The organism is Mesorhizobium sp. M0778 (assembly GCF_040320105.1).
Lineage (GTDB): Bacteria > Pseudomonadota > Alphaproteobacteria > Rhizobiales > Rhizobiaceae > Mesorhizobium.
The window spans coordinates 14949-39680 of record NZ_JAMYPA010000007.1 but is presented as its reverse complement, the minus strand read 5'-3'; the positions used below and the strand labels follow the sequence as shown (position 1 = coordinate 39680).

24 protein-coding genes and 1 pseudogene are annotated in these 24732 nt (G+C 62.6%); 10 read left to right on the top strand and 15 right to left on the bottom strand.

Translation table 11 applies throughout. From position 1 onward, the window contains the following. Positions 1-316: 316 nt before the first annotated feature. Complete coding sequence (locus NKI22_RS12040; protein ID WP_023719841.1) at positions 317-823, top strand: OsmC family protein; 507 nt, start codon at positions 317-319, stop codon at positions 821-823. Between the two features lie 39 nt (positions 824-862). On the opposite strand, the gene NKI22_RS12035 is transcribed toward NKI22_RS12040, so the two are convergent. The 13 genes from NKI22_RS12035 to rpsF form a co-directional block, all read right to left on the bottom strand. Continuing rightward, positions 863-1084: a hypothetical protein gene (locus NKI22_RS12035; protein ID WP_023719840.1), complete on the bottom strand. Its 222-nt coding sequence runs from the start codon at positions 1082-1084 to the stop codon at positions 863-865. Between the two features lie 125 nt (positions 1085-1209). After that, positions 1210-1950, bottom strand: coding sequence for an SDR family NAD(P)-dependent oxidoreductase (locus NKI22_RS12030; RefSeq protein WP_352481823.1), 741 nt, complete (start codon positions 1948-1950; stop codon positions 1210-1212). Positions 1951-2170: 220 nt separating this feature from the next. Beyond that, positions 2171-3652, bottom strand: coding sequence for an amidophosphoribosyltransferase (gene purF / locus NKI22_RS12025; protein WP_036244955.1), 1482 nt, complete (start codon positions 3650-3652; stop codon positions 2171-2173). Positions 3653-3766: 114 nt separating this feature from the next. Continuing rightward, positions 3767-4438, bottom strand: coding sequence for a CvpA family protein (locus tag NKI22_RS12020; RefSeq protein ID WP_023719837.1), 672 nt, complete (start codon positions 4436-4438; stop codon positions 3767-3769). 47 nt (positions 4439-4485) lie between these two features. Then, a complete protein-coding gene (gene radA / locus NKI22_RS12015; RefSeq protein ID WP_352937527.1) occupies positions 4486-5904 on the bottom strand; it encodes a DNA repair protein RadA in 1419 nt (472 codons plus the stop codon). Next, positions 5904-6509: a hypothetical protein gene (locus NKI22_RS12010; RefSeq protein WP_352481820.1), complete on the bottom strand. Its 606-nt coding sequence runs from the start codon at positions 6507-6509 to the stop codon at positions 5904-5906. The genes radA and NKI22_RS12010 overlap by 1 nt, the downstream gene beginning before the upstream one ends. A 21-nt stretch (positions 6510-6530) precedes the next feature. Then, positions 6531-8021, bottom strand: coding sequence for a replicative DNA helicase (locus NKI22_RS12005; RefSeq protein ID WP_023677714.1), 1491 nt, complete (start codon positions 8019-8021; stop codon positions 6531-6533). Between the two features lie 206 nt (positions 8022-8227). Beyond that, positions 8228-9196: a small ribosomal subunit Rsm22 family protein gene (locus NKI22_RS12000; RefSeq protein WP_352814837.1), complete on the bottom strand. Its 969-nt coding sequence runs from the start codon at positions 9194-9196 to the stop codon at positions 8228-8230. 3 nt (positions 9197-9199) lie between these two features. Further along, complete coding sequence (locus NKI22_RS11995; RefSeq protein WP_023719833.1) at positions 9200-9523, bottom strand: YnfA family protein; 324 nt, start codon at positions 9521-9523, stop codon at positions 9200-9202. 82 nt (positions 9524-9605) lie between these two features. Further along, a complete protein-coding gene (locus NKI22_RS11990; protein WP_023719832.1) occupies positions 9606-10895 on the bottom strand; it encodes a cyclopropane fatty acid synthase in 1290 nt (429 codons plus the stop codon). A 152-nt stretch (positions 10896-11047) separates the two neighbouring features. After that, positions 11048-11632: a 50S ribosomal protein L9 gene (gene rplI / locus NKI22_RS11985; RefSeq protein ID WP_352481815.1), complete on the bottom strand. Its 585-nt coding sequence runs from the start codon at positions 11630-11632 to the stop codon at positions 11048-11050. A gap of 275 nt (positions 11633-11907) precedes the next feature. Next, a complete protein-coding gene (gene rpsR, locus NKI22_RS11980; RefSeq protein ID WP_006203718.1) occupies positions 11908-12156 on the bottom strand; it encodes a 30S ribosomal protein S18 in 249 nt (82 codons plus the stop codon). Beyond that, entirely contained in the window at positions 12156-12656 is a 501-nt protein-coding gene (gene rpsF, locus NKI22_RS11975) for a 30S ribosomal protein S6 (protein WP_352481813.1), read from the bottom strand. Before rpsF ends, rpsR begins: the two co-directional genes overlap by 1 nt. A 464-nt stretch (positions 12657-13120) precedes the next feature. Between rpsF and NKI22_RS11970 the strand changes: the two genes are divergently transcribed. Beyond that, positions 13121-14665, top strand: a complete 1545-nt coding sequence (locus NKI22_RS11970) for a pilus assembly protein TadG-related protein (RefSeq protein ID WP_352814839.1) — start codon at positions 13121-13123, stop codon at positions 14663-14665. Positions 14666-14704: 39 nt separating this feature from the next. On the opposite strand, the gene NKI22_RS11965 is transcribed toward NKI22_RS11970, so the two are convergent. Next, on the bottom strand, positions 14705-16630 hold the full coding sequence (locus NKI22_RS11965) for an LTA synthase family protein (protein ID WP_352814841.1): 1926 nt from the start codon (positions 16628-16630) through the stop codon (positions 14705-14707). Positions 16631-16876: 246 nt separating this feature from the next. Between NKI22_RS11965 and fabD the strand changes: the two genes are divergently transcribed. The 8 genes and pseudogenes from fabD to NKI22_RS11925 all read left to right on the top strand — a co-directional run bounded on the left by fabD (position 16877) and on the right by NKI22_RS11925 (position 24129). Further along, positions 16877-17842 carry an ACP S-malonyltransferase gene (gene fabD / locus NKI22_RS11960; protein ID WP_352814843.1) on the top strand — a complete coding sequence of 322 codons (966 nt, stop codon included), beginning with the start codon at positions 16877-16879 and terminating at the stop codon, positions 17840-17842. A gap of 60 nt (positions 17843-17902) precedes the next feature. Further along, on the top strand, positions 17903-18640 hold the full coding sequence (gene fabG / locus NKI22_RS11955; protein WP_023719826.1) for a 3-oxoacyl-[acyl-carrier-protein] reductase: 738 nt from the start codon (positions 17903-17905) through the stop codon (positions 18638-18640). A gap of 187 nt (positions 18641-18827) precedes the next feature. Next, positions 18828-19064 (top strand): acyl carrier protein, encoded by a 237-nt coding sequence (locus tag NKI22_RS11950; protein ID WP_006203723.1) that lies wholly within the window; start codon positions 18828-18830, stop codon positions 19062-19064. 34 nt (positions 19065-19098) lie between these two features. Further along, complete coding sequence (gene fabF, locus NKI22_RS11945; protein ID WP_023719825.1) at positions 19099-20361, top strand: beta-ketoacyl-ACP synthase II; 1263 nt, start codon at positions 19099-19101, stop codon at positions 20359-20361. Between the two features lie 93 nt (positions 20362-20454). Further along, complete coding sequence (mltG, locus tag NKI22_RS11940) at positions 20455-21675, top strand: endolytic transglycosylase MltG (protein ID WP_023719824.1); 1221 nt, start codon at positions 20455-20457, stop codon at positions 21673-21675. 137 nt (positions 21676-21812) lie between these two features. Continuing rightward, positions 21813-22703: a YicC/YloC family endoribonuclease gene (locus tag NKI22_RS11935; protein WP_023719823.1), complete on the top strand. Its 891-nt coding sequence runs from the start codon at positions 21813-21815 to the stop codon at positions 22701-22703. 33 nt (positions 22704-22736) lie between these two features. Continuing rightward, positions 22737-23393, top strand: a complete 657-nt coding sequence (gene gmk / locus NKI22_RS11930; protein WP_023719822.1) for a guanylate kinase — start codon at positions 22737-22739, stop codon at positions 23391-23393. A gap of 175 nt (positions 23394-23568) precedes the next feature. After that, positions 23569-24129, top strand: a pseudogene (locus NKI22_RS11925) (glutathione S-transferase family protein). Between the two features lie 29 nt (positions 24130-24158). Here NKI22_RS11925 and NKI22_RS11920 read toward each other — a convergent pair. Next, complete coding sequence (locus tag NKI22_RS11920; RefSeq protein WP_352814845.1) at positions 24159-24656, bottom strand: GFA family protein; 498 nt, start codon at positions 24654-24656, stop codon at positions 24159-24161. Positions 24657-24732: the final 76 nt, after the last annotated feature.

Genomic DNA, 24732 nt, shown 5'->3' with positions numbered 1-24732 from the left:
CCTACGCTGCCCCGTCCTGACACCATAGTGTCAGCTTGATCGAGGCGTCGTGCATCGAAACAGCAGACCGGCAGCCCCGGTGAACAGGCTGCCGGCGAAGCCCTTTCGCGGGTTTCCAGGATGGCGTTATCGGCCATATGTCCGGCGGCCTTACGAATGTGTTGCGAGAGAGGGTGTGAAGGCGTTGGATGCTCCCCGTATCGTCAGGCTATACGGGCGAAACCCTGCCAAGCGCTACGCCAGCGGGGACTTGCGTTTGGGGCAGGCGACACCGCCGTTAAGCAGCGAAGCCAGGCAACTATGGGAGAGAAATGAAATGGACGCGATTGCATTGAAGGCCATGCAGGCACCGCTGAAGGAGGCCTATCGCGACGACGCCTCGCGCGCGCTGATTACTCTCCGCGCCAAAGGCTCGATCGACGACCAATCGATCGCCTGCAAGGTCGAGACGGGCAGGGCGATCGCCATTGCCGGGCTGCATCCGGCGACCGGCGGCACCGGGCTCGAACTCTGCTCCGGCGACATGCTGCTGGAGGCGCTGGTGGCTTGCGCCGGCGTCACGCTGAAGGCGGTGGCCACGGCGCTGGAATTCAAGCTTGGGGCCGCCACAGTGGAAGCCGAAGGCGATCTCGACTTTCGCGGCACGCTTGGCGTGGCGAGGGATGCGCCTGTTGGCTTCCGCGCCATCCGGCTGACATTCGGCCTCGACACCGACGAGCCGCAGGAGCGCATCGATGCGCTGATCAAGTTGACCGAGCGCTACTGCGTGGTGCTCCAGACCATCAGCCAGAAGCCCGAATTGACGGTAAGCGCGCGACGCTGATGTGCCAATCTCTCCCCCTCAAGGGAGGAGATGACGCTCCTACTGCGCCGACGGCTCCTCGGCGTCGCCCTCGTCCGCGAACGGCGAGGCACTCGGCACGCACTGCACCGACCAGCCGGCCGGCGTCGGCTGCTTCTGGTATTCGGTGACGGCGGAGGTGCACTGTTCGCGGGTGTCGAAGGTGCTGGGCAGCACGACCATGCCGCCTTGCGGGCCGGCGATCACCAGATACCAGACCAACGCTACGCTCGGTGCCGCCATGGGTGTTTCCTCGCTCTGCTTGTTTTGGGAGTCGGTGCGATCCTAGCAACTCCGGCCAAGCGGCGAAAGCTGGGCCGAAGCGCGGCGTTAAGCCACGGCATCACAGCCGCGTGATGCAAGGCCGCTTACTCCGGCTGCCGGTAGGCGACAAAGCGGTTGTGCTTGGCCTGGAAGATCAGCCCCGTCTCCTTGAGCGCAGGGCTGGCCAACGGCACGATACGCTTGGCAATCTCCGAAGGGTGCGGCAGCGTTTCCGGATCCTCGCCGGGTACGGCCTGCGCCCGCATCGCGGTGCGCGTTGCCCCGGGATCGGCGGCGTTGACCCTGAGCGGCAGGTTTTCGGTCTCATGGGCCCACGAACGCGTCATGGCCTCGACCGCCGCCTTCGACGCCGCATAAGGCGCCCAGAAGGCGCGTGCGGAGTGGGCCAGGCTGGAGCTCAGCACGATAGCGCGGCCGGCATCGGAAAGCCTCAGCAGCGGGTCGACCGAGCGGATCAGCCGCCATGTTGCGGTGACGTTGATGGTCATCACCTTCTCGAAGGTCTTTGCCTCGACATGGCCGATCGGGGCGATGACGCCGAGCACAGCGGCGTTGGCGACCAGTATGTCGAGCTTGCCCCAGCGCTCGTGGATGGCGCCGCCCAGCCGGTCGATCCCCGCCATGTCGGCAAGATCGAGCGGGACGAGCGTCGCTTGTCCGCCGCCTGCTTTGATCTGGTCGTCGAGCTCTTCCAGCCCGCCGACGGTGCGGGCAACCGCAATCACATGCGCACCGGCTGCGGCAAGCTCCCTGGCGATGAAATAGCCGATACCGCGCGAGGCGCCGGTGACGACCGCAACGCGGCCGGAGAGATCGAGGGTCATGCTTGAACTTCCATGAGGTCGGCGTGAAGCACCCCCCTCTGCCTTGCCGGGCATCTCCCCCTCAAGGGGGGAGATTGGCCCTCATCAGGCTCAGCGCCTGTTCTGCGACCGTCGCGATTGGCGAAAGTCGACAGTTCAGCCGATCTCCCCCCTTGAGGGGGAGATGCCCGGCAGGGCAGAGGAGGGTAACCTGGCGAAGACAAATGGCGATCCGGCAACCTTACGACCCGCCTGCCGCCAATAGCGACAGCGTGCGGACATTGTCGGAGCCTTCGAAATCGGCAAGCCGGGTCGGATACTGGCCGGTGAAACAGGCGTCGCAGAATTGCGGCTGTTCATTGTCGCGGCCGGCTTCGCCGACGGCCCGGTAGAGCCCGTCGATCGAGAGGAAGCCGAGCGAATCGACGCGGATGAACTCGGCCATCTCCTCCACCGACATGCGCGAGGCCAGCAACTTCGACTTTTCCGGTGTGTCGACGCCGTAAAAGCAGGAGGCGCGCGTCGGCGGCGAGGCGATGCGCATATGCACTTCCTTGGCGCCGGCATCGCGCACCATCTGCACGATCTTCTGGCTGGTGGTGCCGCGTACGATCGAATCGTCGACCAGCACCACACGCTTGCCTTCGATCATGCGGCGATTGGCGTTGTGCTTAAGCTTGACGCCCATGTGGCGGATCGAATCGCCGGGCTGGATGAAGGTGCGGCCGACATAGTGATTGCGGATGATGCCGAGCTCGAACGGGATGCCCGCGGCCTGCGAAAAGCCGATCGCCGCCGGTGTGCCCGAATCCGGCACCGGCACGACGATGTCGGCCTCGACCGGGCTCTCCAGCGCCAGCTCGGCGCCGATGCGCTTGCGTACCTCGTAGACATTGCGGCCTTCGACCGAAGAATCCGGCCGGGCGAAGTAGACATATTCGAAAATGCAGAAGCGGGTCTTCTGCGGCTCGAACGGGAACAGGCTCTCGATTCCCTTGCTGGTGACGACGACCATTTCGCCGGGCTTCAGGTCGCGCACGAAACGCGCCCCGATAATGTCGAGCGCGCAGGTTTCGGAGGCGAGAATCCAGGCGCCGTCGAGATCGCCAAGCACCAGCGGCCGGATACCGAGCGGGTCGCGGCAGCCGATCATCTTCTTGGACGTCATTGCCACCAGCGAGAAGGCACCTTCGACCTGGCGCACCGCATCGATGAAACGCGAATTCAGGTCGCGCTCCTTGCTGGTGGCGACCAGATGCAAGAGCGTCTCGGTGTCGGAGGTGGAAGAGAAGATGGCGCCCTGCTTCTGCAGGGCGCGCTGAACGGTCATGGCGTTGGTGAGATTGCCGTTATGGGCGACGGCAAAGCCGCCATCGGCAAGTTCGGCGAAGAAAGGCTGGATGTTGCGCAAGCCAGCGCCACCGGTGGTGGCATAGCGTGTGTGGCCGATGGCACGGTTGCCTTGCAGGCTGTCGATGACACGCTGCTTGGTGAAGGTGTCGCCGATCAGGCCGACATGGCGTTCGACATGGAATTGGGTGCCGTCATAGGAAACGATGCCGGCCGCTTCCTGGCCTCGATGCTGCAACGCATGCAGGCCGAGCGTGACGATGGCTGCGGCGTCCTGCCGGCCGAAAATACCGAACACGCCGCATTCGTCGTGGAAATGGTCGTCGGCTTCGGCGGAAAGCACGTCGTCTGCGTCTGCCACTGAGGCTGCCATTGGGGGCTCAAGCTCCGCTAAAGTCGCCATATAAGGTCATAGCGCATCGAAAGCAACGCACGTCGTGCGACGTTCACATGATCGACAGTCTCGAGGCGAGCAAGTCTGCCGAAATCAGTTTGCCGGCGCCGGGTTTGCAGGTGCCGGCGTCGCGGGCGCATTGTCGGCCGGCGGAGCGTCGCTGTCATCGGGTGCCGGAGCAGTGGCGTCGTCGCCGGCGGCAGGTGCTTCCGCTGCAGGCGCGTCGGGGGCCAGAGGCGTCTCGGTGGCCGGCTGATTCGGATTGAGCTTGTTGAGGATGGCGTTTTCCGGATCCTCGGGCAGCAGGCTTTCCAGCTTGGCACCGATCGATTCGAGCAGCGGCTTTGACTTGGCGTTGGCAATCCAGCCTGGAGCTTTGGCGCCGGCCAGCCAATTGAAAAACAGCAGTGCGACCGCGACCACCAGGATGCCGCGCGCCGCGCCATAGAGGAAGCCAAGTGTGCGATCGAGCGCGCCGATCCTGGAATCGATGATCCAGTCGGCGAGCTTCATGGTGATGACGGAAACGACGATCAGCGCGACAATGAAGACGATACCGGCGGCCGCCGCCATGGCTGCCTTTTCGTTGTCGATATAGGGCTGAATGTAAGGCAGCACCGGCTTGTAGAAGAAGAAGGCCGCCGCAGCGGCAACTGCCCAGGAGATGATCGACAGGATCTCGCGCGAAAAGCCGCGAACCATGGCGAGCATCGCCGAGACCAGGGTGAAGCCGACGAGAATTCCGTCAAGCAGCGTAATCGGCATGTTTTTCGCCCCGCTCCGATCTCTTTTTCACGACTCGACGAGCCGCATCAGTCTTGCTCGTCGGCGCGGCTGCGCCGAGAGCCGGCTATGCGCGCCACGAGATCGGCAAGCTCGGTGGGCTGGAAAGCGCCGGCTCCGATCCCCCCGGCCCCATTACCACCAACAAGTTCCTCGCTGCCCAAGGGCAGAACCGCGCTTGCGAAACCCAGCTTTTCGGCTTCCTTGAGGCGCTGCTGCGCATGCGCAACCGGCCTCACCGCCCCCGAAAGGCTGATTTCGCCGAAATAGACGCAATCGGCGGGAAGGGCAAGACCGGTGAGCGAGGAAACCAGTGCCGCCGCCACCGCCAGGTCGGCCGCCGGCTCCGAAATGCGGTAGCCGCCGGCAACGTTGAGATAGACGTCGTGCGTGCCGAAGCGAACGCCGCAATGGGCTTCCAGAACCGCCAGGATCATCGACAGCCGGGCGCCGTCCCAGCCGACGACGGCGCGGCGTGGCGTGCCGAGCGTCGAAGGTGCTACCAGCGCCTGGATCTCGACCAGCACCGGCCGTGTGCCTTCCATGCCGGCGAAAACCGCGGCACCCGGCGACTTCGCGTGACGTTCACCGAGGAAAAGCTCGGACGGGTTGGCGACTTCCCGCAAGCCCTTGTCCGACATTTCGAAGACGCCGATCTCGTCGGTTGGCCCGAAGCGGTTCTTGACCGTTCGCAGGATGCGGTAGTGGTGGCCGCCTTCGCCCTCGAAATAGAGCACCGCGTCGACCATGTGCTCGACGACGCGTGGACCGGCGATCTGGCCCTCCTTGGTGACATGGCCGACCAGAACGATCGCCGCCCCTGTGGATTTTGCATAGCGGATCATCGCTTGGGCGGCGGCACGCACCTGGGTCACCGTGCCGGGCGCTGAATCGGCCATGTCGGTCCATAGCGTCTGGATCGAATCGAGAATGACCAGGTCCGGCCGCTTGCCATCGGCAATGGTGGCGAGGATGTCCTCGACGTTGGTCTCGGCGGCGAGTTCGACCGGGGTGTCGGCGACGCCGAGCCGCTGGGCGCGCAGCCTGATCTGGGCGACCGCTTCTTCACCGGAGACGTAGACGATGCGGTGGCCCTTTGCCGCCAGTGCGGCTGCAGCCTGGGTGAGCAGCGTCGACTTGCCGATGCCGGGATCGCCGCCGACCAAAAGCGCCGAGCCGCGCACGAAGCCGCCGCCGGTGGCGCGGTCGAGTTCGCCGATGCCGGAGACGATGCGCGGCGCGTCCTCGATGTCGCCGGAGAGGCTGGTCAGCACCACGGCGCGGCCTTTGCGGGCGTTGCGGGTGTTGGCCGGGCCGGAGCCGATGCCGCCCGACGTGCCTTCCTCGACCAGCGTGTTCCACTCGCCGCAGGCATCACATTTGCCGGCCCAACGCTGATGCACCGAACCGCAATTCTGGCAGATGAACTGGATACGGGATTTGGCCATCAGTTTATTGGTTCCAAGAGGTATTTGGGACGATCCCAGTAAACCGGCAAAGCATCTTCGATCGTATCGAAATGAGTGCGGCGCTGGCCGTTTCTCAGAGCCCAATTGTCGTATGCCGACCAACACGCATATCTGAACAGACCGACCGCGAAGTCGTTCTCTCGCCCGACTTCATCGTGCAACGTCTCCAGCAATCTCATAAGGGCAGTCGAGAGGCGACGATCATTGAGCCGGTGCATCAAAAGGAATGCGCACCCGATCGCCGCCAGAGAGGTGTCGTGCCGAGTTTCGTCCAACGAAAGGGCCAAAAAACTCAGCAGATCGTCGATGTCAGCTGTCGCTCCCAATTTCCAAACTCGATAAAGACCGGTCACTGCCGCGCTTCGCGTATAGTCTTCGACATGCTTGGCAAGGAATTTCCTCACCAATTCAACGTTCTCGGGCGTAGGTTCGCTTGAGTAGCAGAACACCAGCAAACCGGCGTGCGATTCCGTGCGAGAAATTGACCGGGCAGATCTCAAATATTCAGTGAGTTGCGCGCGTTCATCCTCGGAGATGTTATACTCTTCGAATTTTATCCTTTGGTAGATATCGCTAAAGTCCAATCGGCTGCTCCGCGACAATGCCTACTCGAACCGATCCGGCAAATGATGCTCTTCCGCAAGGTCCGAGAAGCGGGTGAATTCGCCCTGAAACGCGAGGCTGACCGATCCCGTTGGGCCGTGGCGCTGCTTGGCGACGATTACCTCGGCCTTGCCGCGCATCTCGTTCATCTCGTGTTCCCACTTGATGTATTCGTCGGTGCCCGGCTTCGGCTCGCGGTTCTTCAGATAATATTCCTCGCGGTAGACGAACAGCACCACGTCGGCGTCCTGCTCGATGGAGCCCGATTCGCGCAGATCCGAAAGCTGCGGGCGCTTGTCGTCGCGGCTCTCGACCTGGCGCGACAGCTGCGACAGCGCGATGATCGGCACCGCCAGCTCCTTGGCCAATGCCTTGAGCCCGGTGGTGATCTCGGTGATTTCCTGGACGCGGTTTTGCGATGATTTCGCGCTCGATCCCTGCATCAGCTGGATATAGTCGATGACGATGACGTCGAGACCGCGCTGGCGCTTCAGGCGACGCGCGCGGGCGGACAGCTGAGCGATGGAAATACCGCCGGTCTGGTCGATGAACAGCGGGATTTTCTGCATGGTCTGCGAACAGGCGACGAGCTTTTCGAAATCCATCTCGCTGATCTCGCCGCGGCGGATTTTCGACGACGGGATTTCGGTCTGTTCGGAAATAATGCGGGTGGCGAGCTGTTCGGATGACATTTCGAGCGAAAAGAAGCCGACGACGCCGCCATTGGCCGCCTTGAACGAGCCGTCGGCCTGCTGCGCCGGGACATACGCCTCCGCGATATTGAAGGCGATGTTGGTGGCGAGCGAGGTTTTACCCATGCCGGGGCGGCCGGCAATGATGATCAAGTCGGACGACTGCAGGCCGCCCATGCGACGGTCGAGGTCGCGCAAGCCGGTGGCGACGCCCGACAAATGCCCGTCGCGCATATAGGCGGCATTGGCCATGTCGACCGCCGTCTTGACAGCGTCGGTGAAGCTCTCGAAGCCGCCGTCGTAGCGGCCGGTCTCGGCCAGCTCGAACAGCCGCCGCTCGGCGTCCTCGATCTGGTCGGAGGGCGACATGTCGACCGGCGCGTCATAGGCGATGTTGACCATGTCCTCGCCGACGGTGATCAGCGCGCGGCGCGTGGCCAGATCGTAGATGGCGCGGCCATAGTCGGTGGCGTTGACGACGGTGACGGCCTCGACCGCCAGCCGCACGACATATTGCGCCACCGTCATGTCGCCGACCTTCTCGTCGGCCGGCAGGAAGGTCTTCAGCGTGATCGGCGTCGCGATCTTGCCCATGCGGATGAGCTCGGCCGCGACCTCGAAGATCTTCCTGTGCAACGGCTCGTAGAAATGGCCAGGCTTCAGAAAGTCGGAGACGCGATAGAAGGCATCGTTGTTGACCAGGATGGCACCGAGCAGCGCCTGCTCGGCCTCGATGTTGTTCGGCGCCTCGCGATAGAGCGGTGTTTCCGCCACGCCGAATTTTCGTGCTGCCTCTGCCATGATGTCCCCGGTCCTGATCCCGGTCTCTCGATATCAGAACGAGACAAGTCGGTGATGACTTATCTGCATCAGTCCCCAACCAACCAACTTTGATGCCCGCGATTCACAGCCAAGATACTTCGGTGGAAAGAATCTCGATTGACTCGAATCAAGATGGCGAGCCTAGCCGTTCTTGGGCGAGAACAAAACAGGAAAATAGCTGCCGATCATTCCGGCAAGGGGTCACCCCAGTCCAGTCGCCGCGCGGCCTTGAACGTCTCGCCGTCGCGCTTGGTGAACAGTCGCTCGGCAGCATGACCATCCTGTTGGCAAAGCTTCAGCAAGACCTTGCCGGAGCCCGATTTCGGCGGTGCGATCACCCGCGCGCGGGGCGGAGCGGCCGGATGACGGGAAGCGGCGACAAAGATGAACTTTTCGTCCTCCCACGGCACCTCGGCATCCTTGGCCAGACGGTGCAGGCGCGAGCGGGCGACGCGGCGGGCGAAATGGCACCAGTCGGGAGCGACAAGTGGGCAGGGCGCCTCATGCGGGCAGGGCGCGAGCACGTGCGCCCCCGCCTCGATCAGCTGCCGCCGCACGGCAAGGATGCGCTGCCAGCCGGCCGGCGTGCCTGGCTCGACGACCAGCAGCGTGTCGGCGGTCAGCTGCCAGAGCCGGTCGATTAGTTTTGCCAGCGATGCCGGCGCGATCTCATCCAGCACATAAGCCGAAGTCACCAGTTCGGCCGGCTCCAGATCGACCAGGTCGATGGTGACGTCGCCGGTCAGCCAGGCGGTCTTGGCATGGATTGCCTCGGCGGCAAGCGCCTCGCCGACCCGCCGCACCGCGGCACCGGCCTCGAGCAGCACTGCCTGTTCGAGATCGGGCCAGAGATCGATTGTGGCCCAAAGCACCGTGCCAGGGCCGGCGCCGACATCGAGCAAGGTCTTCGGAGCATAGTCGGGCCGAGACTCGCCCACCGCATCGAGGCTGGCATGGACGGCCGCATAGGTCGCCGGAAGCCGCGTTGCCAGATAGGCCTTAACCGCCATTTCTTCGGCCATGTGCAGGCGGCCATCGCGCAACTCGGCGCGGTAGCGGTCCGACAGCGTCTTGGCCGCTTGCTTGATCATCGGCAACGGCACCTGTTCGAGAAGGCGGTCGACGCCTTGTCTAAGCGGGGCGGGCAGTTCCATGGTCTACGCAGCCCGAGGTGCGAGCACGATGACCGAGGCGCCAATGATGCACATCGTGGCACCGGCAAGATCCCAACTGTCGGGGTGCACGCCTTCCGCCAACCATAGCCAGACCAGCGAGGCGGCAATGTAGATGCCGCCATAGGCGGCATAGGCCCGGCCCGCCGCACTGGTGTCGACAAGCGCCAGCAGCCACGCGAATAGCACCAGTGAGACGAGACCGGGCGCCAACCACAGCGGCGACTTATCCAGCCGCCACCACGCCCAGAACGAGAAGCAGCCGGCGATCTCGGCAAGTGCGGCGGCGACGTAGAGGAGGTAGGTCATGAACAAAGGTCCCGCGTTGACGAGACCTTTTTCAGCGTGCCAGCCGGCAATGGCAAGCGGCAATGGCGCGATCGCCAGCGGTCTATTCCGGATCCGCCACCTTGCGGCGGCGAGTGGGCTTGGCCGCAGGAGCCTTTTCACGACGTCCAAGATCGCGCATCTCCAGCGCCTTCTCGCAACTGGCCATGTAGTCGCGCGTCACCGGCAGCGTGTCGTTCTTCTTGGCGATCTGGATTTGGAAGATCACCAGATCCTGCCATCGGAAGGCAGCTTCCGAGGCAGCAAGATAGAACTCCCACATGCGGCAGAAGCGCTCGTCATAGATCGCCTTGGCCTTGTCGCGGTTGGCGGCAAAGCGCTCGCCCCAATGCTTCAGCGTCTCGGCATAATGCAGCCGCAGAACCTCGATGTCGGTGACGACGAGCCCCGATTTTTCGATAGCCGGCATCACTTCGGAGAGCGACGGGATATAGCCGCCGGGGAAGATGTATTTGCGAATGAAGGCGCTGGTCGCCCACGGCACACCGGAACGGCCGATCGTGTGCAGCAGCATGACACCGTCCGGCTTCAGCAGCGTCGCCGACTTGTCGAAGAAGGTACGGAAATGATTGACGCCGACATGCTCGAACATGCCGACCGAGACGATGCGGTCGAAACGCTCATTGAGCTCGCGATAGTCCTTGAGGTCGAAATGCACCCGGTTTTGCAGGCCTTGCGCGTGCGCGCGGTCGGTGGCGACGCCGTGCTGCTCGGTCGACAGCGTCACGCCTTGCACGTCGACGTCGAACGCCTTGGCTAGATAGAGCCCAAGCCCGCCCCAGCCGGAGCCGATGTCGAGTACCGTCTGGCCCGCTTTCAGCCTGAGCTTGGCGGCGATATGGCGCTTCTTGGCCGCCTGGGCCTCATCGAGCGTCATGTCCGGCTGCTCGAAATAGGCGCAGGAATACTGCATGTCCTCATCGAGGAAGAGGCGATAGAGGTCGCCCGACAGATCGTAGTGGCGCTGCACGTTGCGGCGCGCCCGCGACGCCGTGTTGATCTGCTGCAGGCGCCGGAAGGCGTGGCGCAGACCCTCGATCGCCTTCGACCAGGTGGCATCGATGCCGCCGCTGCCCATGTTCTGGAACGCAATGCGCATCACCCCCAGCACGCCGCCCTCGATAATGTCGAGTTCACCGTCCATGTAGGCTTCCGGCACCGCCAGCATCGGATCGAAAGTGATGGCGCGCTCGGCATGCCTTGTCTTGATGTGCATGTGCACCGGCTCGCCGCTGCCGTCACCAAAAGTCACCATCGAGCCTTGCGGCCCTGTCACCTTGAGATTGCCTGTGCGGACCAGGCGGTCGAGAACGCGCTTAAGCAGAATATTCATGACCAATTGTCCCCTCTCGGCCAGACATGCTGTCCTATTCTGCATCAAGATATAGGGGTTCGAAAAGTTCCATTTGGCATAAAAATGCCCGGGTGCGAGGCCCGGGCATTGGTCCAGATAGGTATTAGCCGACGAATGCCGGCGAACAACGATCAGCCGTTGTCTTCGCCGCCCTCGAACTCCGCGTTCGGATCGAAGAAATTTTCCGGCCGCGCATTGTCGTTGATGTCTTCGCCGTAGATGGCTTCGGCGGTGGTCAGCGTTTCGCCCTTGGCCTGGCGTTCGGCTTCGTCGGCCGTGCGGGCAATGTTGAGCGTGATGGTGACCTCGACTTCCGGGTGCAGCGCGATCGCAACGTTGGTGACGCCGATGGTCTTGATCGGCTGATTGAGCAGGATCTGGTTGCGGTTCACCGAAAAACCTTCCGCCGTCAACAGCTCGGCGATGTCGCGCGTCGACACCGAACCATAGAGCTGACCGGTCTCGCCGGCCGAGCGCACGGCGATGAAGCTCTTGCCGTCGAGCTTTTCAGCAATCTGCGCGGCCTCGGACTTGCGCTCCAGGTTCCGAGCTTCGAGCTGGGCGCGCTGTCCCTCGAACTTCTTCTTGTTACCTTCGTTGGCGCGCAGCGCCTTGCCCTGCGGCAGCAGGAAATTTCGGGCGAACCCGTCCTTGACCCTGACGGTGTCGCCCATCTGGCCGAGCCGGGAAACGCGTTCGAGAAGAATGACTTCCATGGTTTTGTTCCTTCGGTTGGGCGCCTATCCTCAGGATCGGCGCCGAATTGTCTGGAACAGGTCAGGAAGCTGGGGCGTCGCCGCCTGTGTCGCTGTCCTGCCTGTCGCGGCAGTTAGGATCTCTTGTCGAAATCCAACCCGGGATTTGGTGTTCGATCCAGCTACGCCCGTCGTGGCCGGTGAAAAAAGCGGGCGGCGAACCGCCCGCTGGCTAGACCATGATCCCGAAAAGTGAAAACCGGTTTTCGGATAAGATCATGGTCAACTAATCAGTCTTAGCGGACCACGTAGGGCAGCAGGCCGAGGAAGCGGGCGCGCTTGATCGCCTTGGCGAGTTCGCGCTGCTTCTTCTGGCTGACGGCGGTAATGCGCGACGGCACGATCTTGCCGCGCTCGGAAATGTAGCGCTGCAGAAGCCGCACGTCCTTGTAGTCGATCTTCGGCGCGTTGGCGCCGGAGAACGGGCAAGTCTTGCGGCGACGGTGGAAGGGGCGCCGGGTTGGGATCTGGTTGATGTCGACCATTATTCTGCGGCTCCTTCAAAGCCTTCGCGCGGACGGCGCGGGCCACGATCGGCACCCCCATCGCCGAAGCTGCGCGGCGGACGATCACCACGGTCACCGCGATCGCGGTCGCCGAATGAGCGCGGGCCACGATCGCCACGGTCGCGGTCGCCGAAGCCGCCGCGTTCCGAGCGCTCTTCGCGCTTCTGCATCATTGCCGACGGGCCTTCCTCATGCGCATCGACCTTGATGGTCAGGAAACGCAGCACGTCCTCGGACAGGCCCATCTGGCGCTCCATCTCATTGAGCGCGGCCGGCGGGCAGGTGATGTCCATGAGTGTATAATATGCCTTCCGGTTCTTGTTGACCCGGTAGGTGAGGGACTTCAGTCCCCAGTTCTCGACCCGGCCGACGGACCCGCCATTCGCGGTGAGGACGCCCTTGTACTGTTCGACAAGTGCATCGACCTGCTGCTGCGAGAGGTCCTGCCGGGCAAGAAACACATGTTCGTATAGAGCCATAGTGTTCGTGCCTTTCTTCGTTTCTCTCCCGGTTCCCGGCGGCAAAAGCCTCTGCAACTTCTCTGACCCGCAATCCTTGCGAAGACGGGGAAGAAAGGAGCATGACGAGACGGTCGAGAGCGGAGACACGGGAGGCGGAAGCGCTTCTGGCTCCACGCGAAGGTTTCGAAAACCTCCGGCCCTCCGTTCAGCCCCCAGCAAGGACCGGCAGATTGCGGGCGTCTATACAGGAATTTGACCGCAAAGCAAGGCCAAACGACAGGCCAAACGGCTCGACTAGCGCCCTATCTTCCAGAGCACAACGGACCTCGATGGCAAGGTTTTACGAATTTCCTGAAACCTGACCTTAACCATCATGCGAAGTTCCCCGTGCCGGCGGGCGTGGTGGCAACCCGCCGTTCATCATGCGAATGCAAAACGAAACAGTTCGCGCGCGGCCGCCAGCAAGGCGGTTTGGGGGTAAAATGCTGTTCGACAAATTCTGCCGTTCGAAGAGCGGCAACTTTGCCCCGATGCTGGCGTTCGGGTTGCCTGCGGTTCTGACGGCCGTCGCCTTTGCCGTGGACGTGTCCACCTTGATGAGGGCCAAGGTCAGCTTGCAGAACGCGCTCGATGCCGCGAACCTTGCATCTTCGCATCTCGGCGACATCGAGGCCACGCGCAAGGACGTGTTCGACCGCTATTTCCAGACCAATGTCGCCGGCCACAGCGAGTTGAGGAACGCCGAAGCGACGCTTACCGTCGAAAGGGGCCTCAATTACATCCAGACAAAGGCTGTCGCCGCGGCCGATGTCAACTTGAACTTCGCCTTCCTGTTCGGCAACGACAAGCGCATCACCGTCGATGCCGGCGCCGTCGAATCGACCAATCAGCTCGAAGTCGTGCTGGTGCTCGACAATACCGGGTCGATGGCCAGCAACTACCGCATCGGCGCATTGCGGACGGCGGCGACGGGCTTGATCGATATGCTCGAAGCCGCGAAGTCGCCGACACGCAGCGTACGTGTCGCAGTGGTGCCGTTCGTCACCGCGGTCAACGTCAAGGGCGAGGACTACGATCCGGCCTGGATCGACATGGCCGGCAAATCGCCGAACAATGGCGCCAATTTCCCCTTGGTCGGCGGTAAGCGCATCACCCATATGGACCTGTTCAAGCAATTGGGCGTCGAATGGAGAGGCTGCGTCGAGGCGCGGCCCGGAACCAACAATGTTTCCGACATTTCGCCCGACCAAAACAAACCGGACACCCTGTTCGTACCTTATTTCGCGCCGGACGATCCAGGTAACGCCAAAAATCCGAACAGCTCCTATGGCAATTCGGCGACCGGCTACAATAATTCCTATCTCGACGATACGGTTATCACCCTGCTTCCCGGCCTCACCGGCGACATCGCGAAGTACAGTGTTTCGACGATGAAGCTGATCAACGACAAGAAAGGCCCCCTGACCATCGGCCCAAACCGGGCCTGTCCGACGCCGATAGTGCCGCTGACCGACGATTTCGACAAATTGCGTAAGGCCGTCAGTGAGATGATCGAATGGAACGGCTCGGGGACCAATGTTTCGGAAGGGTTGTCATGGGGGATGCGGGTACTCTCGCCGGAACCGCCCTACAGTGACGGCGCGCCGTTCAGGGCGTCAGGCACGACCAAAACGGTGCTGCTGCTCACCGACGGCGAAAATGTTGTCTATGGCGCGAAGGATACGTCACAGAAGTCGGACTATGGTTCTTACGGGTTCCTGGCTTCGGGTCGGTTCGGATCCAGCGACCAGACCGCGGCCGCGCGCAATGTCGACGACTGGACAACCAATGTCTGCAACACGTTGAAGAAACAGGACGTGCAGATCTTCACAGTACTGCTGCAGGCCGACACCGCAGCCAACCGCAAGCTCTACGAGGCCTGCGCGTCGTCGCCGTCGGATTATTACCCGACCAACGACGTCAGTCAGCTCGAAAGCGTCTTCCTGAAAATCGGAAGCTCGATTTCGCAACTGCACTTGACGAACTGAACGACGTCAGTCGCCCAACGGCCGTTCCGCCGCCGCTGCTCAACTCGTGTGCGCAGCCACTTTGCCTGTGGTTTCGGGGAAGAAGTCGGGCGCCGCATGGCGCTTGCCGAACATCATGTCGTACTGCAGCAGACGGAAGTCGCGGATTGCCGGGTCGATCTCTTTCCGACGCGACCAATCGGGGGTGGCGTCGCCCGCCGGTGCCAACAGCAAATTGCGGTCGATGACGCGGTAGTGCTCCCGCAACTGGCCGAGGAAGCCGGTATAATAGGGATGACTGATGCCGGCAGTCTTCAGGATATGGTAGGGCAGGAAGGCTGGGCTGACGGCGCCGAGATCCTCGGCCGGGCCGCTGCGGTTCGACCAGACGATCAGCGGCGTCTGGTGATGCAGCAGCATCTGGTCGGCCGCCTCCTTGCGCGGCGCGACATTGTCCTTCATGAAACCGGTCTCGACGTAGACCGGCCCAAGCGGCGGCAGATGGTCGCCGAAGAAGGCGATGACCGTCGGCCGCTGGCGTTTCTTCGCCCATTCGATCAGCCGCTCGAGGCCGCGGTCCGCGTCGGAAGAGCCTTCGGCGTAGCTCAACAGCGATTCACGCGCCCATTGGCTGATCGGCGCCTGCACCTTATGGGTCGGATTGTTATAGCGATACGGCTCATACGGCCCGTGGTTCTGCAGGCTGACGGCGAAAAAGAACACCGGCTCGGCGCTGGTATCGGCCTCGTGGATGATCTCGTCGGTCATCGCCGCGTCCGACGCGAGCGGTCCGCGTTTTTGCATGGGCGGCAACGTCTCCTCGGACTTGAAGTCGTTGAAGCCGAAATCGGCATAGACGGCTCCCCGGTTCCAGAACCAGTTGGTGCCGGGGTGGATGGCGCGTGCCCGATAGCCCTGACTTTTCAGGAAGGTCGCCAGTGACGGGGTCGGTGTCCGCACATATTGCTGGTAAGGAATACTGCCCGCCGGCAGGAAGGCGTTGGAAAAGCCGGTCAGGGCCTCGAACTCGATGTTGGCCGTCATGCCGCCGAATTCGGGCGAGAACATGTAGCCCGTGCGCAGTGCCCGCACATTGGGGATAGGGTCGGGCGTGATGGTGACGCCGGGCAGCTTGGTCGGATCCCAGAAGGATTCGCTCATGACGACGATGATGTCGGGCTTCTCGGCGGGTACCGAGACCGTCACCTGCGGTTTGCCGATCGCTTCGATCGCCTTGCCGGAATAGCCGGGCGGCGCCGAGACATGGGCCATCGGGACGTTCAGCGCGAATGCGAGCGCAAAACCATTCGAGGCATAGTTTTCCTTCTGGTCCCACATGATCGGGATGATCTGCAGCCGGTCGCGCGTCCATGAGAAAGTGGCATAGTCCATGATGGAGACGAAGAAGGCGATCAGCGGCACTGTCAGCGTCAGCCGGGCAAGGCGGCCCTTGTGGCTGAGCGCCGGAACGCGGCGGCGCCATAGCCGCCAGCCATAGACGAGAAGCGACAGCCCGCCGACGATGCCGATCGCCAGGGCAATGGCGGTTCCCGGGCGATCGCGTACCAGGAGCGGCATCAGCGCCACGATCTGCCGGGAATAGAGGAAATCGGTCGGATAGAGCGGATCGCCGAGATAGAGCGACTTCTGGTGGCCGACGAACGCCAGCGACAACGTCAGCGGCGCGAGGATCATCAGGCTCTGATGGCTGCGGCCGAGCACGGCGTCGAGCCCTATGAGGATCAACGCAAAAATGATGATTGTGGTCCAGCCGGGTTTGAAGGGCTGCAGAAAGAAGTCGATGGTGCCGGCAAAGTTGCCGCGCACGATCAATTCGATAGCGAACACCAGGATGGCCGCGGCCAACAGGCTGATGAAGCCATAGCGGATGACAGGCCATTTGCGCCCTGGCAGATAGCCGGTGGCCGGATCGCCTTCGAGAAACTGTGGCGCGGCCTCGGCTGCGCTCTTCTTGGTCTTTGCCACTGCGATAGTTCCCCGGCCCGCAACAAAAGCGTCACTCGACTGTCATCGAACTGTCACGCAAAGCTAGCGCCTGTGGCGGAAATAAGAAGAGCCAGCAAACAAATCGTGAGCGGTTTTCATCATGAGTGATCGCCAAAAAGCCTGCCGAAACAGGCACTCGGCCGACGTTGCGCGGTCAAGGTTGGACTTGACTTGGCCGCACGCCTTGCGTCACAGGCAACGAGAACCAGCAGCTGGGAGCCGCCGATGGCCATCGCATTCACCTTTCCGGGGCAGGGCAGCCAGGCTGTCGGCATGGGCAAGGACCTTGCCGATACCTTTGTTGAATCGCGGCGGATCTTCGAGGAAGTCGATGATGCGCTCGGCGAAAATCTATCGAAGCTTATCTGGGAAGGCCCGGAAGAGACGCTGACGCTGACCGCCAATGCCCAGCCGGCGCTGATGGCGGTGTCGCTTGCCGCAATCCGGGCGTTGGAGGCGCGCGGCTTCTCCCTGAAAGGCAAGGTCACCTATGTCGCCGGCCACTCGCTTGGCGAATATTCGGCACTTGCGGCCGCCGGTTTCGTTTCGGTCGCCGACGCCGCCCGACTGTTGCGCATCCGGGGTAACGCCATGCAGGCGGCGGTACCGGCCGGCGAGGGCGCCATGGCGGCGATCATCGGGCTGGAACAAGCCGACGTCGAAGCCGCCTGCGCAGAGGCTGCCCAAGGCGCGGCCAAAGATCCCGCGCAAGCCTTGGTTTGCCAGATCGCCAATGATAATGGCGGCGGCCAGCTGGTAATCTCCGGCGCCAGGTCGGCGGTCGAACTGGCGGCGAAGCTATGCACGGAGAAGGGCGCCAAGCGGGCGCTCATGCTGCAGGTTTCGGCGCCCTTCCATTCGGCATTGATGAAGCCGGCGGCCGAGATCATGCGGGAGGCACTGGCCGCCGTGACGAAGAGTGCACCGGCCGTGCCGCTGGTCTCCAATGTTACGGTGACCCCGACGAGCGATCCCGACGAGATCGCCCGCCGCCTCGTCGAACAGGTGATCGGGCGCGTGCGCTGGCGCGAAACGGTGGAGTGGTTCGGCGCGAATGGCGTTGCGACGCTATATGAAGTAGGCGCCGGCAAGGTTCTGTCGGGGCTGGCGCGGCGCATTAACCGCGATATTGCCACCAGTGCAATCGGATCCGCGGCGGATGTCGAGGCGGCGCTGGCGGCGCTTGCATAATCAACTGGCGATTTGACCCCGCTCCGTGCGAAGGGTGTTCGCTCAGATCAGGAGACAAAAATGTTCGAATTGACCGGCCGCAAGGCGCTCGTCACCGGCGCATCGGGGGGCATCGGCGAGGCGATCGCCCGCGTGCTGCATGGCCAGGGCGCCATCGTCGGCCTGCACGGCACGCGTATCGAGAAACTGGAGGCGCTGGCCGCCGAACTGGGCGACCGGGTCAAGCTGTTTCCGGCCAATCTTTCCAATCGCGACGAGGTCAAGGCGCTTGGCCAGAAGGCGGAGGCCGATCTCGAAGGCGTCGACATCCTCGTCAACAATGCCGGCATCACGAAGGACGGGTTGTTCGTACGCATGGCTGATGCCGACTGGGATAGCGTGATCGAGGTCAACTTGACCGCCGTGTTCCGGCTGACCCGCGAGCTTACCCATCCGATGATGCGGCGCCGCCATGGCCGCATCATCAACATCACTTCAGTGGTCGGCGTCACCGGCAATCCCGGCCAGGCCAATTATTGCGCCTCCAAAGCCGGAATGATCGGCTTTTCCAAATCGCTGGCGCAGGAGATCGCCACCCGCAATATAACCGTCAACTGCGTCGCCCCGGGCTTCATCGAATCGGCGATGACCGACAAGCTCAACGACAAGCAGAAAGAGGCGATCATGGCGGCGATCCCGACGCGGCGCATGGGCACGGGCGCCGAAGTCGCCTCTGCCGTCGCCTACCTCGCTTCCAATGAGGCGGCCTACGTCACCGGCCAGACCGTTCATGTCAATGGCGGCATGGCAATGATCTAACACTTGGGAAAACGCTTCATTCCGTCTTGGATGCACGGGATTTTTCGTGTAATGCCGCCCGCAACCCGGCGGTTCGGGCAAAAACCGGTCCTGTTCCGCTGCGTTTCCGGCAGGACCATCTTTCAGCTTGATTAGCGGCATTCTGCCCGCTAACGAAGACAGACAACCAAAAGACGAGGATGCCCAAATGAGTGACACCGCAGAGCGCGTCAAGAAGATTGTCATCGAGCACCTTGGCGTCGATGCCGACAAGGTGACGGAGCAGGCGAGCTTCATCGATGATCTGGGCGCGGACAGCCTCGACACGGTCGAACTTGTCATGGCGTTCGAAGAAGAGTTCGGCGTCGAAATCCCCGACGATGCGGCCGAGACCATCCTGACTGTTGGCGATGCGGTGAAATACATCGACAAGGCCTCCGCCTGACGCTATTTGCAGTCATCACCGGGGAGGACCTGCGATGAGGCGTGTCGTCGTCACGGGCCTTGGGCTGCTTTCGCCGTTCGGCATGGGCTTCGAGCACAGCTGGAATGAGCTTCTGACCGGCCGCAGTGCAGCCAAGCGCATCACCGAATTCGAGGTGGAAGACCTTGCCTGCAAGGTCGCCCACGTCATTCCGCGCGGTGACGGCTCCAATGCCACTTTCAATCCTGAAGCCGTTCTCGAGCCGAAGGAACTGCGCAAGATCGGCGACTTCATCCTGTACGGGATCGCGGCCGCCGACGAGGCGCTCAAGGATTCCGGCTGGCAGCCGAAGACGCATGAGGAACAGTGCGCCACCGGCGTGCTGATCGGTTCCGGCATCGGCGGCATCGAAGGCATCGCCGAGAATGCGATGATCCTCAAGGAACGCGGTCCGCGCCGCATCAGCCCGTTCTTCATCCCCGGCCAAATCATCAACCTCGTGTCCGGCCAGGTCTCGATCCGGCATGGGCTGAAAGGCCCCAACCATGCCGTCGTCACCGCTTGCTCGACCGGTGCGCACGCCATCGGCGATGCCGCCCGGCTGATCATATGGGGCGATGCCGACGTTATGGTCGCAGGCGGCGCCGAAGCGCCGGTGACGAGGCTTTCGATCGCTGGGTTCGCGGCTTGCCGCGCGCTCTCCACCGACCGCAACGACGCGCCGCAAACGGCCTCGCGCCCCTATGATCGCGATCGCGACGGTTTCGTCATGGGCGAGGGCGCCGGTGTTGTCGTGCTCGAGGAGCTCGAACACGCCAAGGCCCGCGGCGCCAAGATCTATGCCGAGGTCACCGGCTACGGCCTGACCGGTGACGCCTATCACATCACCGCGCCAGCCGAGGACGGCGACGGCGCTTTCCGTTGCATGACGGCGGCGCTGAACCGGGCGAAGCTGACGCCCGCCGATGTCGACTACATCAACGCCCACGGCACCTCGACCATGGCCGATACGATCGAACTCGGCGCCGTCGAGCGGCTGGTCGGCAACGCCGCCTCGAAGATATCGATGTCGTCGACGAAATCGTCGATTGGCCACCTGCTGGGCGCGGCTGGTGCTGCCGAGGCGATCTTTTCGATCCTCGCCATTCGCGACAACATCGCGCCGCCGACCATCAATCTCGACAATCCGGAGCGCGAAACGGCGATTGACCTTGTGCCGCACAAGCCGCGAGCCCGGCAGATCGACGTGGCGCTGTCCAACTCCTTCGGCTTCGGTGGCACCAACGCCTCGCTCGTCTTCCAGCGCTACAATGGCTGACCGCTCCGCCGGTTTGCGTCTGCCGTCAATTTTGCCATATTCGCCCCTACTCTGCCCGAGGGGATTCGTCGCAAGATCAATTGGTAGGGCACTATGAACACAAATCCGGCCGATAACGGGGAATTCGGGCAACGGGCAGCAACCCCCGGCCCGATCGTGCCGAAGACGGCCAGCGAGGCGTTGCGGCCCGAGGCCGGCACGCCGCCGCCGAAGCGCTCGCGTGCCTCGCGCAGCCAGTTCGTCGTGTTCATGAACTTCGTCATCTCTTCGGTGATGCTGATGGTTCTGGCGGCAGGCGTTGCGCTGTATTTCGGCAAGCAGGAATTCAACGAGCCGGGCCCGTCGGCCAATGGCGACACTTTCCTGGTCAAGCCGAATAGCGGCGTCCAGGAGATCGCCGACCAGCTTGAGCGGCGAGGGCTGATCAGCGACGCCCGCATCTTCCGCCTTGGCGTACGCGCCTTCGGCAATGATTCCGCCCTGAAGGCTGGCGAATACGAGATCAAGCCGCAGGCTTCGATGCACGATATCATGGAACTGCTGAAGAGCGGCAAGTCGGTGATGTATTCGCTGACCATCCCCGAGGGGCTGACGGTCGAGCAGGCACTGCAACGGATCGCTGAGCAGGACGCACTGGCCGGCGATATGCCGTCGACCACTCCACCCGAGGGCAGCCTCGCCACCGACACGCTGCGCTTCACCCGCGGCGCAACACGCCAGCAGATGGTCGACAAGCTTCTGGCCGACCAGAAAAGACTGGTCGACGAAGTCTGGCAGCGCCGAGCGCCGGATCTGCCGATCGCCAACATTGAGGATTTTGTCACCCTGGCCTCGATCGTCGAGAAGGAGACAGGTAAGGGCGATGAACGCTCGCGGGTAGCGGCCGTCTTCCTCAACCGGCTGGCCAAGGGTATGCGGCTGCAGTCGGACCCGACCATCATCTACGGCCTGTTCGGCGGCAAGGGCAAACCCATCGACCGCCCGATCTATCAGTCGGACATCCAGAAGCCGACGCCCTACAACACCTATCTGATCAACGGCTTGCCGCCGACGCCGATCGCCAATCCCGGCCGTGCGGCGCTGGAGGCAGTCGCCAATCCGTCGAAGACCAGCGATCTTTACTTCGTCGCCGACGGCAGCGGCGGCCACGTCTTTGCCGCGACGCTCGATGAGCATAACGAGAATGTCGCTCGCTACCGGGCACTGCTGAAAAAGCAGGCGCAGGACGCCGCCAAGGCCGGGGCAACCAATACCGGAGCCGACACGCCGGCGGGAGCCATCGTTGACGATGCGGGGGCTACCGCCGCCCAGTAGGGCCAGACGCCATCAGGTCGGCCCTGTGCATGTCCGGGTGGATGTGCAAGGGCTGCTATGGCATTGAAATTCACATGATCCTGTCCGGAGCAATCGTTCCGGCTTGAGGGGCATTCGGCAAGGGGACGCACGGCAACATGAACTTGCAGAGTATGACCGGTTTTGCGCGCAGTGTCGCCGAACACGAAGGCACTTCGATTGCCTGGGAAGCCAAGTCCGTCAACGGCAAGAGCGTCGAGGTCAGGCTGCGGCTGCCGCAAGGTTTCGACCGGCTGGAGCCGGCAGTCAGGCAGACGGTGCAAAAGCGTTTTGGGCGCGGTAATTTCCAGATGACGCTGACCATTGGCCGCGCCGCCGGCGCGCAAGCGCAACCCGTGGTCAACGAGGCTTTCCTGAAGGATCTGGCGGGGTTGGCCAAGCGGCTGCAGGAGCAGTTCGGAGTAGCGCCTGCGGCGGCCGACGGACTGCTTGCGCTGCGCGGCGTGCTCGACATTCCCGAAGCCATCGAAACCGAAGAGGCGCGCAGTGCGCTCGATACCGCGATATTGTCGGCGCTGGAAGCAGCACTGGACGGGCTGCAGCAGGCGCGCCAAGGCGAAGGTGCGGCGCTTCGTTCCCTGCTGTCCGGCCATATCGATGCCATCGAGGCGCTGACACTGCGGGCCGAGGCCGATCCATCACGCGAGCCGGCCACGATCCGCGAAAGGCTTGCAGAGCAGATCCGGCTGCTGATGGACGCATCAGCCAATCTGGATGCCAGCCGGCTGCATATGGAAGCGGCGTTCCTGGCCACCAAGGCCGACATACGCGAGGAGATCGACCGGCTGAAGACGCACGTGGCGTCGGGCCGGGCGCTGCTCGCCGGCGGTGGCGCCGTCGGCCGCAAGCTCGATTTCCTGGCGCAGGAATTCAACCGCGAATCGAATACGCTGTGTTCCAAGTCGAATGCTGCCGCGGTCACCGCCATCGGACTGGAACTGAAGGCGGTCGTCGACCAGTTTCGCGAACAGGTCCAGAATCTGGAATGATCCCGATGCCAAGCCACATGACTGCCAAGCCCCATGACCACTAGGGATGTGGGTTCCCGCATTCGGCGCCGCGGGCTGATGCTGGTGTTGTCGTCGCCCTCAGGCGCCGGCAAGTCGACGATCGCGCGCAACCTGCTGGAGAGCGATTCCAGCCTGGAATTGTCGGTCTCGGTCACCACGCGGCCACGCCGCGGCAGCGAGATCGAGGGTGTCCATTACCACTTCCGCACGATGCGCGAGTTCGAGCGGCTGCGCGATTCCGATGCGCTGCTCGAATGGGCGGAGGTGCACGGCAATTGCTACGCGACGCCGCGCGAGCCGGCCGAACAGGCGCTGGCAGAAGGCCGCGACATGCTGTTCGACATCGATTGGCAAGGCGCTCAGCAGCTCAAGGAGAAGATGCGCGCCGACATCGTCTCGATCTTCATCCTGCCGCCGTCGATGAAGGAATTGAAGGCGCGGCTGAAGCGTCGCGCCGAGGACCAGGAAGCGGTAATCGAGACGCGGCTCAAGAACGCCCGTAATGAGATCGAGCACTGGAAGGAATATGATTTCGTCATCGTCAACGACGATCTTGACCGCGCTTTCGCCGAGGTGCGCGGCATCGTCACGGCCGAACGGCTCAGACGCGATCGCCGGCCGGGCTTGTTCGATTTCGTCTCGGGGCTGCTCGATGAGAAGACGGATTGAGCACCTTTATCGTAAGCGTCCGGCCTGCGGCGTCTTTCGGGACGGTGGCGATCACACGAAGATAGTGTCCACTTGTCGGGATAATTGACATTTGCCGATGTTGGTTGACGAGAGAGACGCCCTCGTACCAGCGATCAACGTCGGCATAAAACGCGATAGAGAGTTGGCATGCCGATTGAATTATGGGGCTTTTGACACACCGAATGGCCGAAAGATCAGCGTCGCGCTCGAGGAGATGGGGCTGCCCTACACGGTGAAGGTGGTCGACATCACGAAGGGCGAACAGCATGCCTCTGGGTTTCTGCGTATTAGCCCCAACAATCGCATCCCCGCCATCGTCGATCCCGCCGGACCGGACGGTAGACCGATCAGCGTGTTCGAGTCGGGTGCCATCCTAATTTACCTAGGCCAGAAGACCGGCCACTTTTGGCCGTCCAGACTCAGCGCGCAAGTCCCTGTGTTGGAATGGCTGATGTGGCAGGTGGGTGGTTTCGGTCCGATGCCGGGCTAGGTGCACCACTTTCTTGGCGTGACCGACGACCAGGACCGCCGCTACGGACTGGCACGCTATAGCGCAGAGACCCGACGCCTGTACGGAGTCGCCGATCGGAGGCTGGCGGAGGTCGAGTATTTCTCGGGCGAGCTGTCGATCGCCGATTTTGCTATTCTCGGCTGGGCATGGCGGCACGAGCGGCATCAAGTCGATCTTGCCGAATTTCCGAATGTTGAGCGCTAGTATGGGACTATGATGGCACGGCCGGGGGTTCAACGCGGCTTTGCGGTATCGCTCTCCTGATGGAACGACACGAAGCTCGACGCTTCCGTGAATTCGCTCCTGTCTTCGACAATATTTTCGTCATATTGCGGCAGGTCGTCTGTAATGGTGAACCAAGGTGCCTTGGAGCCGACGAAAATGTGCGCGCTTGGGCGAATGTTTGGGTCGTCGACGAGGGTCCCCATAGCGATGTGGGCGAACGCGCCGTCACGAACAACCGCAAAAAGGAACGACCCGCATAGCTTGAATCGCTCGTCATGCCAGCTATTGCCGTCGACGATCTGGATTTTGTCCTCCCCACTCGTGATGCGCAATTTGACACGCCCTATGCCTGCGAGTGGCTTGAACGCTGCGCCGGTTGCGCGACGGCAGATCGAGCAATGGCAATTCACGGCAAATATGAACTCGTCCGTCACCTTATAGGTGACTGCACCGCACTGGCATGATCCACCTAGCGTGCGGGTGTTGGTCGGCACCTGCAGCGTCACGACTGGCATTCCTCTGTGCGATCGAAGTTTGCCAGATAGCGCACTTTTATCGGACTTCAGGCGGGTAGTCGGGGCG